The 16,751-nt window shown below is 67.5% G+C and carries 11 protein-coding genes; 9 read left to right on the top strand and 2 right to left on the bottom strand.

Annotated features, from left to right (window positions below):
• The first annotated feature begins 179 nt into the window (after positions 1 to 179).
• Positions 180 to 1,646, top strand: a complete 1,467-nt coding sequence (locus IPU70_RS02615) for a hypothetical protein (RefSeq protein ID WP_207464707.1) — start codon at positions 180 to 182, stop codon at positions 1,644 to 1,646.
• On the opposite strand, the gene IPU70_RS02610 is transcribed toward IPU70_RS02615, so the two are convergent.
• Positions 1,643 to 2,881, bottom strand: a complete 1,239-nt coding sequence (locus IPU70_RS02610; RefSeq protein WP_207464706.1) for an EAL domain-containing protein — start codon at positions 2,879 to 2,881, stop codon at positions 1,643 to 1,645. The two genes, IPU70_RS02615 and IPU70_RS02610, sit on opposite strands and share 4 nt — an antisense overlap.
• A 194-nt stretch (positions 2,882 to 3,075) precedes the next feature.
• Between IPU70_RS02610 and IPU70_RS02605 the strand changes: the two genes are divergently transcribed.
• Complete coding sequence (locus IPU70_RS02605; RefSeq protein ID WP_242702288.1) at positions 3,076 to 6,135, top strand: hybrid sensor histidine kinase/response regulator; 3,060 nt, start codon at positions 3,076 to 3,078, stop codon at positions 6,133 to 6,135.
• A 170-nt stretch (positions 6,136 to 6,305) separates the two neighbouring features.
• Positions 6,306 to 7,004 (top strand): response regulator transcription factor, encoded by a 699-nt coding sequence (locus IPU70_RS02600; protein WP_207464704.1) that lies wholly within the window; start codon positions 6,306 to 6,308, stop codon positions 7,002 to 7,004.
• Between the two features lie 17 nt (positions 7,005 to 7,021).
• Here the strand turns inward: IPU70_RS02600 and IPU70_RS02595 are convergent, their stop codons facing one another.
• Entirely contained in the window at positions 7,022 to 7,732 is a 711-nt protein-coding gene (locus tag IPU70_RS02595) for a response regulator transcription factor (protein ID WP_207464702.1), read from the bottom strand.
• Positions 7,733 to 8,025: 293 nt separating this feature from the next.
• Between IPU70_RS02595 and IPU70_RS02590 the strand changes: the two genes are divergently transcribed.
• The 6 genes from IPU70_RS02590 (at position 8,026) to IPU70_RS02565 (ending at position 16,748) form a co-directional block, all read left to right on the top strand.
• Positions 8,026 to 11,055, top strand: coding sequence for an ATP-binding protein (locus IPU70_RS02590; protein ID WP_207464700.1), 3,030 nt, complete (start codon positions 8,026 to 8,028; stop codon positions 11,053 to 11,055).
• Between the two features lie 120 nt (positions 11,056 to 11,175).
• Positions 11,176 to 12,195 carry a histone deacetylase family protein gene (locus IPU70_RS02585; RefSeq protein WP_207464698.1) on the top strand — a complete coding sequence of 340 codons (1,020 nt, stop codon included), beginning with the start codon at positions 11,176 to 11,178 and terminating at the stop codon, positions 12,193 to 12,195.
• A gap of 257 nt (positions 12,196 to 12,452) precedes the next feature.
• Positions 12,453 to 13,187, top strand: a complete 735-nt coding sequence (locus tag IPU70_RS02580; protein WP_207464696.1) for a FadR/GntR family transcriptional regulator — start codon at positions 12,453 to 12,455, stop codon at positions 13,185 to 13,187.
• Between the two features lie 187 nt (positions 13,188 to 13,374).
• Positions 13,375 to 14,880 (top strand): ABC transporter substrate-binding protein, encoded by a 1,506-nt coding sequence (locus IPU70_RS02575; RefSeq protein ID WP_207464693.1) that lies wholly within the window; start codon positions 13,375 to 13,377, stop codon positions 14,878 to 14,880.
• Positions 14,881 to 14,964: 84 nt separating this feature from the next.
• Entirely contained in the window at positions 14,965 to 15,882 is a 918-nt protein-coding gene (locus tag IPU70_RS02570) for an ABC transporter permease (protein ID WP_207464691.1), read from the top strand.
• Complete coding sequence (locus IPU70_RS02565) at positions 15,879 to 16,748, top strand: ABC transporter permease (RefSeq protein ID WP_013393735.1); 870 nt, start codon at positions 15,879 to 15,881, stop codon at positions 16,746 to 16,748. The genes IPU70_RS02570 and IPU70_RS02565 overlap by 4 nt, the downstream gene beginning before the upstream one ends.
• Positions 16,749 to 16,751: the final 3 nt, after the last annotated feature.

The raw sequence follows: 16,751 nt of genomic DNA, 5'->3' as shown, positions 1-16,751 counted from the left end.
GCAGGTTGCGGCATTTTTATCATCGTCCTGCGTTCCAGACGCAGGACGCAGCGTACGGTTGCCGCACCTTCCAAAAGACCCTGCAATCAGGCAGGCATGAGCCGGCGCCGTCGCGCTACCGGCATACACTGCTACGCGCTACGCCACACCCCGGACTCCGCCATGCAGACGCTCGATCCATGATGTACCTCCTGTGGTCCATACCCGCCCTGGCCGTCATCGGCGCCATTGCCAGCGGACGCCTGAACACCACCGCCGCCGCCGTCCTGGGCCTGCTTGCCGCCGTACCGATCGCGCTGTACACGGCGCCCGCGTCTTTTGGCGCCGGCCAGCTCGGGCTGGCGCTGGAACGGGGTCTCTGGATAGGCTGGATCATCACCCCATACATCCTGGGCGGACTGCTGTTCTGGAACATGGCGGCGCAAGGACGCGCGACACGCGAGGCGGCGGACGGCGGCAAGACCGCGCTGGCCCATCCGCTGGCGCGCCGCCGGCTGCTGTTCTTCGCCTGTTTCCTGGTCGGCCCCTTCGCCGAGTCGGCCACCGGCTTTGGCGTGGGCATGCTGGGAACGGTGTTGCTGATCCGGCCGCTGGACCTCAAGCCGCGCGAGACCATGGTGTTCGCGCTGCTGAGCCAGACCCTGATTCCCTGGGGCGCCATGGGCAGCGGCACGCTGCTGGCCTCGGCCTATGCGCGTGTCCCGGCCACGCAGCTGGCGCTGTACGGCATGGTGCCGGTGGCCTTGCTGACCGTGCTGTGGATGCTGCTGTACTGGCGCACCGCAAGACGCGCGGGCTTGCGGGCCGAGCCCGCCGAGCATGTACGCGAGGCCGCATGGATGATGGCGAGCCTAGCCGCGCTCAGCGCCGCGACGGCGCTGCTGGGACCGGAAACCGCGCTGCTGTCGGCCTATGGTCCGCTCATCGTGCTGCGCTTCCTGCTGGACCGCCGGCCGGACCAGCCCCGCATGATGGCCGCGGCGCGCAAGGCCCTGCCCTACATCCTGATGATTGCATGGCTGGTCGCCACGCGCCTGCTGCCGGGCCTGAACAGCGGCCTGGGCGGACTGGCGGCGTTCAGTCCGTTTGTGGACCTGCTAGGCTGGATGCCCATGCTGCATGCGGGCAGCTGGCTGATCGTCGGCGCCTTGCTGATGGCGGCCGTAAGCCGCCAGCGCGGCCTGCTCGCCACCCAGGCGCGCGCGGCCTGGAGCACCGGACGCCACGCCGTGTACTCCGTATTCCTGTTCGCCATGATGGCCGAAGTGCTGGCGGGCGCGGGCATCTCGCAAGCCTACGCCGACGGCCTGTTCGCAAGCCTGAAGGACTGGACCATCCTGATCACGCCGGTGCTGGCAGGCGTATTCGGCATCCTGGCCAATAGCGGCAACGCGCCCAACAGCCTGTTCATGCCGGCGCAGCTGTCGCTGGCCTTGAACGCGGGCCTGAGCGTGCCGGCCGCGGCCGCGCTGCTGCATGTGTCCGGCACGTCCATGGGGATATTCTCGCCGGTGCGGATGTCGATCGCGGCCGGGCTGGCCCATGGCCGCGGAGAAGAGCGCGGCGTGTATGTGCAGCTGCTGCCGTATGCGCTGGCGGCCTTCGGCCTGCTGTTGTGCCTGGCAGTACTGGTGGTGCTGGTTTAGGCGTTCGCGTACTGCCTCAGGATTCCGTGTCCGATCACGCCCTGGCTGAGCGCGTATTGGCGGAACGCGTCCAGCGGCATCGGCCGGCCGTGGAAATAGCCTTGCGTCACCTGCACCCCCAATGCGCGCACCATCTCGTGCTCTTCGTGGGTTTCGATGCCCTCGGCCACCACTGTCATGTCCAGCGACCGCGCCATTTCGATGGTGCAAGCCAGGATGCTCTGGGCATGGCCCTGCCGGCCGGCGCGGGCGATCAGGTCGCGGTCGATCTTCAGTTCGTCGAAGGGTGCGCACAGCAGACGGTCGAGCGAGGAATCGCCGGTGCCGAAGTCGTCGATCGCGCAACTGAACCCGCGCAGGCGCAATTGCGTGATGGCGCCGGCCAGCGCCCCGTTGGAGCGCGCGCCGCCGTCCTCAGTGATTTCGATGACGATGCGCCCTGGTTCCACGCCCGCGTGTTCGGCGCGGTCGGCCACGTCCTGGGCCCAGCTGATGGAGCTGGCGACAACCGCCGGCACGTTGATGCCGATGACGCAATCCGGTCGGCTGCCCAGTTCGCGTTGCGCCTCGAAGGCGCGCGTCAGCATGTAGCCGGTCAGGGGTTCGAGCAAGCCGGCAGCCTCGAAGGCCGGCAGAAACGCCGCGGGAGGCACCATCGCGCCATCATTTCCGGCCCAGCGGGCCAGCGTTTCGGCGCCGCGCAGTTCGCCGGTCGTCGCGCAATGTTGCGGCTGGAAATGCGCCGTGATTTCGCGCTGCGCCAGGGCGCGCAGCAGGCGTTTCCGGGTCAGGCCGGCCAGGACCGCGCCGCTGCTCTCTGCCGCGGCGCGCAGCGTGGCCGCTCCGTTGGCCAACGCCGAGCGGGCCAGCGATTCGATCACGGAGATCAGGCAGGCCGCTTCCAGGGGTTTGCCCAGAGCGGCGATGATGGGCACGCCGCGGTTCCTGGCGTAGCTTGCCGCGGCCTGCAGGATGCGCGATGGATGGCTGCTGGCGATGGCGATGCCGCCGCAACCGCCGGCATCGGCCAGCGCATCGATCATCTGCAGCCCGGTGCGGTCAGCCATGTCGAGATCGACGATCACCAAGTCCCATTGCCGCTGCCGGATCGCCGCCACCGCAGACGCGCCGTCATGCGCCATTGCCACCTCGGGCACGCCGATCTTGCCCAGCATCCGCGCCAACGTGCAACGTTGGAGTTCGTCTTGATCGACAATCAGGGCGGATTTGAGCATGATGTTCCCGATGAACGGAGGGCCCGTGGCGCTGCGGCGAGGCGCCTGCAGGCGGAAGGCAAGGCAGCGGACTGCCGATGAATTCATTGTTCCACCCGCGGACCGGAACGGAAATCAGCCAAGTCCTATTTTGCGGATCGCGGCCCATTTGGCTCTATCATGGCGTCACCCATCCCGGCGGAGCCGAACCCAGCATGGCCGCGCACACTCCAGGCAACCCTGAGCCCGAGGCGGCCGACCGGCCGTCCCGCAGCGCCATCAGCATCCTGAACCGCTACCAGCGCGCCCTGCTGTATGTCGGCGGCGCGGTGACCACACTGGTTCTGCTGGCGGTCACCGGCGTCATGCTGTATGCGCAGGCCAAGGACTACGTCGCGGAACGCTATGCCGGTTTTGTCATACGGAAAACGCTGCTGCAAACGGCGCTGGGCGTGCGCGAAGGCGCCTTCCGCATCGGCTTGGCGCACGAGGAATACGCCTGGCCCGTGCGCATGTCCGCCGCAGCGCCAGACCTGGTGCAAACCTTTGCACGGCAGCAAGGCCGCATGGAATTCCAGCGCAATCCCAACTTCCCGCCGGTCGTGGCGCTGGCCGAGGTCGGACCCGGCCGGCCTGCCGCGGCCTACCTGCCCTATCTGCACCTGACCGACGAAATCAGCTATTCGGCCGCGGCCTATGCCAAGGCGCTGTCGGTCAGCGGCTTCTTCTACAGCCCCGACCGCAGCTTCCTCGGCGTGGGACCCATGTCCGAGACCGTGGACCCGCTGGCGCGGGTGGGCGTGAAAGACGTCCCCGAACTGATCCAGGCGATCGCCCCCGACCTCGGCGACCTGGACTCGCCCGAAGTCCAGCAGCGCCTGATCGAGGCCGGCGGTCCGCGCTGGCTGCCCCCGGCCAACGACCCGCTTACCCGCAAGCTGTCCTTGCGGCTGTATCAGGCGGCCAGCAGCCAGGGCAGGATATTCGCCATATTCGTCGCCATCTACCCGGCCGAAACGCTGAACGCCTACCTCACCACGACGCGCTACGAAGAGGCCGCCCTCATCATCGACAGGGATGGCAGGCAACTGCTGCCCTACGGCATGGACGGGCAGGACGCGCAGCTGACAGAGCGGATCCTGCGCTTCTCGCAGCAGACGCCCGCCAAGCCGGGGGAACTGCGCTACCGAGATGGCCTGTTCGTCCTGAGCGACCAGGTCTCGGAATCCGGCTGGAACCTGACGTACGCCTTTTCATGGCGCACCATCGTCGCGGATCTGTGGCCCCGCCTGGCCGGCTACAGCGCCGCAGCGTTGCTCATGGTCGCGTTCGTCTGGTCGGTCCTGCTGTTGCTGGACCGCAAGGTGTTCAAGCCAGGCTATGCCCGCTCGCAGCGCATATTCGAAAGCGAGAACCTGAACCGCACCATGGTGGCCACCGCGCCCTCCGGCCTGGCGCTGCTGTCGCTGAACAGCGGCGAAGTCCTGCTGCAGAACGAGGTCATGCAGAGCTATGCCGCCAACAGCGCGCCCGGCGCCCCGTCCTTGCATGCGCGCCTGCTTGCCCTGTATGGCGGCGCGCCGGACGCCGCGATCTGGCATGCCGACCTGGAACTGCCGTTCGCGCGCGCCGACGGCAGCCACAGCGACTTGCTGGTGAACGCGGTGCGGACCAAGTACCAGGGCGTGGACGTGCTGCTCTGCAACTTCACCGACATTACCGCCCGCAAGCAGCTGGAACAGAAACTGGACGAGGCCCGCGTCGCGGCGGATACCGCGAACCAGGCCAAGTCCGCGTTCCTGGCCACCATGAGCCACGAGATCCGCACGCCGCTCAACGCCATCCTGGGCAACCTCGAACTGCTGGAGCGCTCCGGCCTCTCGGCCGCGCAGAGCGAACGCCTGCGCGCGGTGACATCCTCCTCGGCCACGCTGCTGGACATCATCAACGACATTCTGGACTTCTCCAAGGTCGAATCCGGCCAGATGAGCGTGGAGTCGATTCCCTTCGACCTGGCCGAGGCTGCCCGCCAGGTCATCGCAGTGTTCACCCCGGCAGCGCAGGCCAAGGGGCTGGAGCTGGATTGCATCATCGACGACGGCCTTGCCCCCCGCTATCTGGGCGATCCTACCCGCATCCGCCAGATCATGTTCAACCTGGTGGGCAACGCCATCAAGTTCACTTCGCGCGGGGACGTGCTGCTGGAGGTCTATCGCCAGGACGACAATGCCCCGGACACGCCCGTCGTGATCGGCGTCAGCGACACCGGCATAGGCATGACCCCGGCGCAGCAGGCCACGCTGTTCCGGCCGTTTTCGCAGGCGGATTCCTCCATCGCCCGGCGCTATGGCGGCACCGGGCTCGGCCTGGCGCTGTGCGGCCGGCTGGCGGCGCTGATGCGCGGCGGCATCGCCGTCACCAGCGCGCCGCAGCAAGGCAGCACCTTCGTGGTGACCCTGCCCCTGCGCGCCGCGCCCGCCGAAGTCCGGAACGCCCCTGCCGCCGACGATATCGCAGCCGGGGACCAAGACCGTCCCGTCGCGGCCCGCATCCTGGTGGCGGACGACAATCCCGCCAACCGCGAACTGATGAAAATGCAACTCGAAACGCTGGGCTACCAGGCGGACCTGGCCGAGGACGGCAGCGCCGCCCTGGGACGCTACATGGAGCAGGCCTACGACCTGGTGATCACGGACGTGAACATGCCCGGCATGGACGGCTACGCCGTGGCGCGCTGTCTGCGCGCGCAGGGCGCGCAGGTGCCCATCATCGCCTACACGGCCCATGTCGGCGCCCAGGAGCACCAGCAGTGCCGCGATGCCGGCATCGACGCGGTGCTGGTCAAACCCTTGCTGCTGGGCAAGCTGGACCAGGCGATCCGGCGCCTGCTGCGCGCTGGCGCCGCGCCTGCCTCGGCACCGGGTCCCAGGGACGAAATCGCCCAGGGTCCCCTGCCCGCGCGCGTCCACGAGGCGCTGGCCGTGTCGCTGCGCCAGTCGCTGGCGGCGATACGCCAGGAACTCGCGGCGCAGGGCGAGAACCATCCCGGCGCGCCAGTCCAGACGCCGGCCCATCTGCACTCCCTGCGCGGCGCCTTCGCCATGATTCACGAGACGGCGCTGGCGGACCTGTGCGCGCAAATGGAAGACATGGCGCGCGGCCAGCGCAGTCAGGCGCTGGCAAGTGCGCTGGATGAGTTCGAACAATCGGCGGCGGCGGCGCTGGCCAGGCGCAGGCCCGGCGACAACGGCACACCGGGTGGCCAGCCCGCTTGAACCGTCTGACCCGTCCAGACTCGCAACAAGAATAGGATTAGTCCTATCCGGGTGGTGTGCGCAATAGGACCAGGCTGCTTACCGGGCGGGTGCTGTGACCATACAGTCTGTCCTGCGCCGTCTCGAAGCGCCTGGCGTTCCCGCCCAGCCTGCTCCATTCCTATTCCATCATGAAACCACTCAACCTGCGCATCGTGGTCGCCGACGACCACCCCGCCGTGCGCGCCGGCGTCCAGCACACGCTCTCGGCCAGCAGCACCGTCTCGGTGATCGGAGCCGCCCGCAACTCGACCGAGTTGATGGAGATGCTCGTCCGGCAAGACTGCGACGTCCTGATTTCCGACTATTCGATGCCAGGCGGCCATTTCGGCGACGGCATCACGCTGTTCGGCCTGATCCGGCAGCGCCATCCCGATCTGAAGATCGTGGTGCTCACCATGCTGGAGAGCCCCGGCATCGTGCATTCGCTATTGAACCTGGGCGTCCCGGCCATCCTGAGCAAATCCGATTCATTGAATCACCTGTTGCCGGCGATCCATGGCGCCCACGCCAACGGCCGCTATCTTTCCCCGCGGATCTCCGAGTTGGCCCATGCCCTGGACCGCGGCGACTACGGCATCCACATGCTGACCCGGCGCGAGCTGGAGGTGGTGCGGCTGTTCGTGTCGGGCCTGACGATCAATGAAATCGCCGCGCGCCTGCATCGCAGCAAGAAGACCATCAGCACGCAGAAAGGCACCGCCATGTTGAAGCTGGGCCTGGAGCGCGACATCGAACTGCTGCGCTATGGCATCGAATCGGGATTGATCAGCGCCGGCGCAGCGGAAAGCCCGTCCGGCGCCAGGGCAACGGCGCCCGCATCCGCTTAGGCGCGGACGCGCCGGCCTCAGTCCGGCGCGCGCGGACCCGGCTGCGGCGCCGCAGACGCGGATTCTTCGGCCAGCGTGGCCGTCAGGCCGTTTTCCATCGCATAGCGGAACAAGTCGACCTCGCGCTCGATGCCTAGCTTTTCCATGGCTTTCGCCTTCTGGGTGCTGATGGTCTTCTTGCTGCGATGCAGGCGCGCGGCAATTTCATTGACGGTGAGGCCCGAGGCATACAAGCGCACGACCTCGGACTCGCGTTGGCTCAGCACGCTCTCCGCGCTGCCGCCGCGCCGGTTCCAATCTATGCCCTGGATCACCTTGTTGGCGCTGGGCGAGTAGTACTTGCCGCCCGTGTGAGCGGCGTGGATGGCGGGTATCAGGTGCGCCAGCGCGTCGGACTTGCTGACGATGCCGCCTATGCCCAGCGTGACCAGCGTATGCATCACGGCCGCATTGTCCAGCATGGTCAGCACCACCAGCTTCAGCTGCGGATAGCGCCGCTGCAGGAAGCCGAACAGAGCAGCCCCATCGCCGAAATCGCCGGCTGGCATGGAATAGTCGGACACCACCACATCGCACGGCGTGCGGTCCAGCAGCGCGACCAGTTCGGTGGAGTTGGCGGCAGCGCCCACCAGCGCAATCGTGGGCACCTCCGCCAGCGCATGCTGCACGCCCGCGACCATGCCGGGATGATCGTCCGCCAGCATCACCTTGATCTTGAATTCGTCCATGTCAGGGTCTCTATGACCGGTACGCCACGCCAGTCCGATGCAATTGTAGTTGTGCCCAGGCGGTAATCCGGAACCGGATCGACGCAGTCCGTCTGAAGTCTTGCCTGGCGGCGGATTCATCGGCCTCGTCCTAGTGCGAACGCCCCAGATATAGGACTAGTCCGAAACCTGAAAAACAAATGCAAATATAGCCGCGAAAGCGGATCGGAGGCCGGAATTTCATGGGATTCTTCGCCTCTGCATCGCGCGCGCCACACACCCGCGTCCGCCTTTACCTCTACCGAAAGACCGATATGCCTGACTCCGCCGCCACGGCCAGCCTGGGCGCGCCGCAAGACCTGCTCAGCGCGGGCGCGCAACATGCCAGGGAACTCAGCCTGCTCGCCCGCTATCACTCCGTGATGCTGTTCGGCGGCGGCATGGTGCTGTCCGTCCTCATCGTGGTGGCGGCGTGCCTGGTCCTGTACAACGCGGCGCATGCCGCCATCGCCCGGCTGCATGCGGAACTCGTCGCGCACCAGTCGCTGGTGAGCCTGGATCTCGAAGGCAAGCAGACCGCCATGCGGCGCGGCGTCATCAATGCCGAACTGCTCTGGAAGGCGCGGCCCGCGCCCACGCCGCAAACCGAGGCTGCCTTCCGCGCCGGCAATGGCCGGGTCCAGCTGCAGGCCAGCCCGGAGCTGACCCCGCTCCTGGCGGTCGCCGATACCGCCACGCCAGACCACGCCCGCCGCCTGGGCATGCTGGAACTGCAGGCGTACACGGCGACCGCCAGCCAGCAGGAAAGGAAATCGCCGCTGATGGCCTACGGCTACAGCCCCGACCTGCGCTTCCTGGCCATGATGCCCGCGCCCCGCATGGACTTTGCGCAACTGCTGGAACGCGTGGGCGCCGCGGACGCCGCGGAACTCATCAGCCGGCTGTCCTATGACCTGAGCGCCTTGTCGGACCCCGGCGTCGCCGCGCAATGGGCGGCCAGCCGCCGCATCCTGTGGCAAGCCCCAGCGATCAATCCACTCACGGGGCAGAACGTGATCAAGCTGGTCGAACCCGCGTTCGACGGCACCCAGCCCTTCATGATCTTCGTGAGCGACTATCCGGTCAGCGCCCTGATGGCGCGCCTGGCAGCCCTCCCCCCGGGCACGGCCGTCGCGCTGGTCGACGCCGATGGCCGCGCCCTGCTTGACGCCGGTCGCGCCGGGCCGGTTGCGGACCAGGATGCGCCCACGCGCGCCGCGCTGGCATCGGGCGCATGGAGGCCTGCCGGGCAAGAACCGCGGACACGCTATCAAGATGGCGTGTTCAGCGTCAGCGCGCGGCTGCTCGATACCGGCTGGACGCTGGTGCACGCCTATTCCTGGCATACCGTCGCGGCTGCGCTCCTGCCCCATCTGGCGCTCTATCTGACCGTGACCGTGCTGCTCCTGGCCACGCTGTGGGCGCTGCTGCGCTGGTTCAACCGCAAGGCCCTGGTTCCCGTGTATCGCCGTTCGCAACACGTGTTCGAAAGCGAACACATGAACCGCTCCATCATCGCGTCGGCGCAGTTTGGCGTGGGCCTGGTGTCGTGCGCGAATGGCGCGGTGCTGCTGCAGAACGCCATGATGGAACGCTACGCCGCCCGCGCCGCCGCGGGCGTCTCCCTGCCCGGCTTGCTGCGCGACTGCCACGCCCGTGGCAACCGCGATGCCTGGGTCCAGCGCGACCGCGAAATCACGCTCAGGCTGGACGACGGCCGCGATTGCGAGTTGCTGGTCAACATCGTCAAAACGCGCTACCACGGCGACGACGTGCTGTTGTGCAGTTTTTCGGATGCGACGGCCCGCAAGGACATCGAAAGGAAGCGCGAGGACGCCAGGACCGCCGCCGTCGACGCGGCCCGGGCGAAATCCGTATTCCTGGCCACCATGAGCCACGAAATCCGCACGCCCTTGAACCTGGTGCTGGGCCACCTCGAGCTGCTGGACCGGGACCCGGCCGCCGCCGACCAGGGGGAACGCCTGCGCACCGTCCGCAAAGCCTCGCGCGCGCTGGTCGATCTGATCAATGACATCCTGGACGTGTCGCGGATGGAATCCGGACAGATGACGATCGAGCGCATACCGTTCCATCTGCCGCAGATCGTCGCCCAGGTCATCGCCATGTTCGAGCCCGCGGCCCGCGCCAAGGGTTTGCGGCTGTCGTTCAAGCCGGGCGGCGGACTCGCGCCGCTCTATGCCGGCGACCCCACACGCATACGCCAGGTCCTGATGAATCTGGTGGGCAACGCCGTGAAGTTCACCGATACCGGCGAAGTCGAAATCACCGCCGCAGGCGCCGGCCACGGCGCAGCCGGCGCCTGCGGCGTGCAACTGCGCGTGCGCGATACCGGCATCGGCATGACACCCGGGCAGGCCGCCCGCGTGTTCACCCTGTACGCGCAGACCGACAGTTCGATAAGCCGCCGTTACGGCGGTTCCGGACTGGGATTGCCGATCAGCAAGAAGCTGGTGGAAATGATGGGCGGGACGCTGTCCGTCGTGGGTTCGTCCGGTAGCGGCAGCATCTTCAGCGTGGCGTTGCCCTTGGAGGCCTGCCCGCCTCCGGCCAGTCCGGCGCCGCTGCCCGCCGCCACCGCCGCCCCCCGCGCTGCTGCCGCCTCTGGCGGCCAGGCGCGGGATGTCCGCGTCCTGGTGGTCGACGACCATCCCGCCAACCGCGAGCTGATCCTGGACCAGCTTGCCGCGCTGGGCATCGCCGCCGACGCGGCCGAAGGCGCAGCCGCGGCGATGCGCCAGGTCGGGACGCGGCGCTACGATCTGGTGCTCACGGATATCTCCATGCCGGAAATCAACGGCTACGCCCTGGCGCAGTTCCTGCGCGCGCGCGGCCCCGCGCTCCCCGTGATCGCCATCACCGCGCATGTGGAACCGGACGAACTGCACGGCAGCCCGGCGGACTTTGACGCGATCTTGCTCAAGCCCCTGTCGTTGCGGTCGCTGCAACGCGCGATACGCGAGCACCTGCCGCAGGCCGGGCTTGGCGATGAATCTTCCGCCTTCACCGACCCTGCCGGACGGCAGCCGGATCCCGCCATACTCGCCGCGCTGGACGCCAGCCTGGGCGCCTCGCTGGCGACGATCCGCGATGCGCTGGCGCGGGCGGACTATCAAAGCGTGCGCGAGCAATGCCATTCGATCCGGGGCGCGTTCGCCATGGTCGGCAAGACCGCCGTGGCCGAGCTCTGCATGCAGATGGGGCAATACGCCGCGGCGCGGGACCGCGGCAAGCTCGATGAGCGGCTGCCGGACCTGGAGGCCGCCGCGCGCGCGGCCTTGCGCTGAATCCTGGGTGTTGCCGATTGTCCTTCTGGACGCGGCCACGTATAACGACGTCTTGGCCGTCTGCCCGGGACAGCAAGCCCGGCCGGCGCGGCATCAACCCCCAACCAGGTGTCATCCAGCATGAAGGCATACTTCCACGACGACCAGAAACTGCACCACCCGCAGACCTATTTCTCGCGCGGCAAGATGCGCACCCCGCAGGAAGTGCCCTCGCGCCTGGACGCGCTGGCAGAGGCCGCGCGCAAGCTGGGCTTTGACGTGCAGGCCCCGCCCGACCAGGGCGCTGGCGCGATTTCGGCGGTCCACACGCTCGACTACTTGCGGTTCCTGCAAGGCGCACACACGGCCTGGAAACAGCTGCCCGACGATTGGGGCGACGAGGTCGTCTCCAACGTCTTCGTGCGCGAACCCAACGCCCTGCGCGGCGTGCTGGCCCAGGCCGCGCGCTACCTGGCCGACGGCAGTTGCCCGGTCGGCCAGCACACCTGGCACTCGGCTTACTGGTCGGCGCAATGCGCCATCGCCGGCGCCGACGCGCTGCTGGCGGGCGAACGCCACGCCTACGCCATCTGCCGCCCGCCCGGCCACCATGCGCGGCGCGACGCGGCCGGCGGCTTCTGCTACCTGAACAATGCGGCCATCGCCGCGCAGCGCCTGACCGCGCGCTACCCCCGCGTGGCCATCCTGGACACCGACATGCATCACGGCCAGGGCATCCAGGAAATCTTCTACGAACGCAGCGACGTGCTGTACGTATCCATCCACGGCGACCCCGAAAACTTCTATCCCGTGGTCGCCGGTTACGAGGACGAGCGCGGCGCCGGCCCGGGCTATGGCTACAACATCAACCTGCCCATGCCGCACGGTTCGCCGGAAGCGGTGTTCTTCGACAAGCTGGCCCAGGCGCGCCGCGCCATCGAGCTGTTCCAGCCCGACGCCCTGGTGCTGTCGCTGGGCTTCGACATCTTCGAAAAAGACCCGCAAGCCATGGTCGCCGTCAGCGAGAACGGCTTCGAACGCCTGGGTCGGGAAGTCGGTGGCTTGAAGCTGCCCACCCTGATCGTCCAGGAAGGCGGCTACTACATCGAAGGACTGGAATCGAACGCCTCGCGCTTCTTCGGCGGACTGGCTTCGGCCTGACCCCTTGCAGGGCAGGCGCCCCGCCGCGGGCGCCTGCCGCAAGCGACGGCCGCAGGCAAATGCGGCGCTAGTGGTTTTCCCTAGAAATGGAAAAGCCCGGTTCACAAGCCGGATCGCCTCCGGTACATTTCGTCCAGTGGCCTGACCACTGGACCACCAGATATCCAGACACTCCAGGCATGCCGGGAGTGCGACGCAAGACAAGCCTGGGCAGAGCCTTTACCCTCTACATCCCGATCATCCACCCGAACGCCACAATGACCTCTCTCCAGGCCGTCGCCTCCACCCGCCTCTACCGCATGATTGCCGACCAGATCGCCGCGCGCATCAAGGCGGGCGACTTCCCTGCGGGCGGCCGGCTGCCGGCCGAGCGCGAGCTGGCCGAGCAGTTGCAGGTCAGCCGCGCCTCGGTGCGCGAAGCGCTGATCGCGCTGGAAATCGAAGGCTATGTAGAGGTCCGCGTGGGCACCGGCGTGTTCGTGAACCAGGCGCGCGAAGACGGCCAGTACCAGTCGCCGCAGCCAGCCCCGCTCGCCGCCAACGGCGTCGAAGCGACCGACATCGGCCCTTTCGACCTGCTCGAAACCCGCTTGCTGCTGGAGCCCGAATGCGCGGCCCTGGCGGCGCAGAAGGCATCGCCGGCCCAGATCGCGGCGATCCGCGCGGCGCACGAAGGCATGTCCCTGACCGAATCGCCGAGCGTGCATGACCGCGCCTTCCACAGCGCGATCGGCGCGGCCTGCGGCAACGCCGCCCTGGCCGCGGCGATCTCCCATATCTGGCACCTCAGCACCTTGAGCCCGGTGTTCACCCGCCTTGAAGAGCACTTCGTGACCACCAAGGTGTGGAGCGAAGCCCAGCAGGAGCACGAACGCATCCTCGCGGCCATTTCCGACCGCGATCCCATCCGCGCGCGCCACGCCATGCACGACCACCTGGTCGGCATCCTGGCCCGCCTGCGGGAAGACTTCGGCAGCGCTGGGATCCGATGATTCGATGAACACCTGAACCCCGGCCTGACGCCCAGGCCCCTCTCCTTACCGACCGTGCAAGCACCGCCGGCGCAGAACGCGCCGCCCGCGGCAAGGGGAGCGGCTTGCCTGCCGATACGCACGCAGCAGTTCCGCAGCACCCGCAGTACCCGTAAGTCCGATACCTAAAACACATCAAGGTGAAAACATGCAGCTGACCCGTACCGTGAAGCTTTTGAGCGCGGCGCTATTGGCGCTTGGCGCCCATGCCGCCCAGGCCAACAAGGCTGACAACTCCCTCAACATCGCCTTCGATGCGGCGCCCGCCACGCTGGACGCCTACAAGGAATCGGACCGCCCCGGCCTGGCGCTGGCGCGCATGGTGTTTTCGGGGCTGCTGCAAAAAAACCAGGACACGGGCGAATTCGGTCCGGCCATCGCCACCGGCTATAAGTTCGTGGACGACACCACCATCGAACTGCCCATCCGCAAGGACGTGAAGTTCCACGACGGCTCGCTGCTGACCATCGACGACGTGCTGTACACGCTGAACCTGGTGTCCTCGGAAGGCTACAAGGCACGGTTCCAGAACCAGGTCGCCTGGATCGCAAAGGCCGAGAAGGCTTCCGACGACACCGTGCGCATCAAGATGAAGACGCCCTACCCGCTGGCGTTGGAGATGCTGTCGGAAAACCTGCCGATCTATCCGCGCAAGTACTACGAGGCCAACCAGTCCGACATGGGCGCCAAGCCCATCGGCACCGGCCCCTACCGCCTGGTGGAAAGCCAGCCCGGCAGCCGCTACGTATATGAACGCTTCGAAGACTACTTCGGCGCCAAGCCGGCCGTGCAGAAGCTGGTGGTGCGCGTGCTGCCCGACGCCAACACCCAGTACGCCGAACTGCTCTCCGGCGGCCTGGACTGGATCTGGCGCGTCCCGCCCGACGTGGCCAAGCGCATGGAAAAACAGTCCGCCGTCACGGTCAAGAGCAGCAGCATCATGCGCATCAGCTACATCTCGCTGAACCCGCAATTTGACGGCGGCAAGTCGCCGCTGGCCAAGCAGGAAGTGCGCCAGGCCATCAACTACGCCATCGACCGCGAAGCCATCCGCAAGGCTTTGGTCGGCGGCGCGTCCAAGGTCATCAATGCGGCCTGCAACCCAGCCCAGTTCGGCTGCGCCGCCGAGGTGCAGTCCTACAAGTTCGACCCGGCCCGCGCCAAGCAGCTGCTGGCCCAGGCCGGCTACCCCAACGGCGTGACCCTGGACCTGGTGATCTCGGCGCCGCCGCGCGCCATCCTGGACGCCGCCGCCGCGCAGATGGCGCAGGCCGGCATCAAGCTGAACCTGGTCGAACAACAGTACGGCACCGCCATGACCAACTGGCGCGAAGGCAAGATCGCCATGCTGTCGTCCAACTGGGGCTCCTACGGCATCGCCGACGCGGCGCTGTCGACCAGCAACTTCTTCCGCGGCGGCCCGGATGACCAGGCGCGCAATCCGGAAGTCATCAAGTACCTGGAAACCGCCGACACCTCCGTGGACCGCGAGCTGCGCGCCAAGAACTACGCCGCCGCCCAGAAGATCGTGGCCGACCAGGCCTACTGGGTGCCGCTGTGGAACCACTCGCTCAACGCCGTGCAGGCCAAGGACCTGAATTTCTCGGTCGACGGCGACGAGTTCCCGCGTTTCTACAAGGCCCGCTGGAACTGACCGGCCCCGCCGGCATGGCCCCGTTCCCAGGCCCAAGCGGGCGGGAACGGCGGTCCTCCGGCGCACACCGTCATAGGTAGCCCCATGATTGCATTCCTGTTCCGTCGCCTGGTGGTATCCGCGCTGCTGGTGGTGTTCGTCTCGCTGATCAGCTTTTCGCTGGTGTTCGCTTCCGGCAATCCGGCGGCGCGCCTGGCTGGCGAAGGCAGCGCCGCCGACGCGGCCCGCCTGGCGCAGCTGCACGGCTTCAACGAGCCGATCCTGGTGCAGTACGGCCGCTGGCTGGCCGGCGTCGCCCGCGGCGATTTCGGCGACAGCCTGTACTTCAGCCGCCCCGTGGCCGAACTGCTGACCCAGCATTTCCCCGCCACCGCCAAGCTGGGCCTGGCCGCGATGCTGTTTGCGCTGCTGCTGGCGATACCGCTGGGCGTGCTGGCCGGATTGCGCCGCGGCTCGCTGATCGACCGCGCCACCATGCTGCTGTCGGCCTGCGCCCAGGCCATGCCGCCGTTCTGCCTGGCCTTCCTGCTCATCATCGTCTTCAGCGTGCGCAACCAATGGCTGCCGGCCTCTGGCTTCGACAGCTGGAAGCACTACGTGATGCCGGTGACCGCGCTGGGCCTGTTCGCCATGCCAGCCATGCTGCGCCTGATGAAGTCCGAAATGGAAACCGTACTGGCCACCGACTACATCCGCACCGCCCGCGCCATGGGCTTGGGCGGCCCCAGCGTGGTGTTGAAGTACGCGCTGCGCAACGCCCTGCGGCCGCTGGTGTCGCTGGCCGCGGCCCAGATGGGCACCTTGCTGGCCGGCTCCGTCGTCATCGAGACCGTGTTCGCCATCAACGGCGCGGGCCTGCTGGCCTGGACCTCGATCCTGCGCGGCGACTTTCCCACGATGCAGGCGCTGATCCTGATCTTCGCCCTGATCTACATCGTCCTGACCCTGGTCGCCGACCTCGTCAATGGTTGGCTCGACCCCCGCGTGCGAGTTTCATCATGAGCAGCGTCATCGCCTCCTCTCTTCCCGTCCGCTCGCGCGGCGAACGCGCGGCCCGCTATGGCCGCAACTTCGGCCTGGCCATGCTGGCGCTGCTGGTGTTGGCCGGCCTGCTGGGTCCCTACCTGGTCCCGCATGATCCCTACACGCAAGACCTGCTGGCCCGTCTGCAAGAGCCCGTCTGGAGCGAGGACGGCAGCTGGAATCACATTCTCGGCACCGACCAGCTGGGCCGCGACGTGCTGGCGCGGGCGCTGTACGGCGTGCGCGTGTCGGCGCTGATCGGCCTGTCGGTCGCGTTGATGGGCGGGCTGATCGGCACCACGCTGGGCGTGGCGGCGGGCTACTTCGGCGGTGCGGTGGATCGCGCCGTGTCCTTCCTGATCACTGCGCGCCTGGCCCTGCCCATCATCCTGGTGGCGCTGGCGGTGGTATCGGTAGTGGGCGCCTCGCTCACCGTGGTGGTGCTGGTGCTGGGCCTGCTGCTGTGGGAACGCTACGCGCTGGTGGCCCGGACCATGGCGGCCGGCCTGCGCAACGCCGAGTTCGTCACCGCTTCGCGGCTGCAAGGCTGCACCCATCTGCAAATCATCTGGCGCGACATCCTGCCCAATCTGGTGGGCAACCTGCTCATCATCGGCACCGTGGACGCGGCCATGGCGATCACGCTGGAGGCTTCGTTGTCGTTCCTGGGACTGGGCGTGCCGGCGCCGATGCCGTCGCTGGGCCTGATGATTGCCGAGGGCAAGGAAAACATGCTGTTCCAGCCCTCGCTGGTGGTGATTCCCAGCGTGGTCCTGTTCGTGCTGGTGCTGTGCGTGAACCGCGCCGGCGAAGCGCTGCGCGCCGTGCAAATGAAAAAGGGCTGATCC

The sequence above is a fragment of the Achromobacter sp. SD115 genome, assembly GCF_017355315.1.
Classification (GTDB): Bacteria; Pseudomonadota; Gammaproteobacteria; order Burkholderiales; family Burkholderiaceae_B; genus Achromobacter; species Achromobacter xylosoxidans_B.
This window is presented reverse-complemented; position numbering and strand designations above follow the sequence as displayed.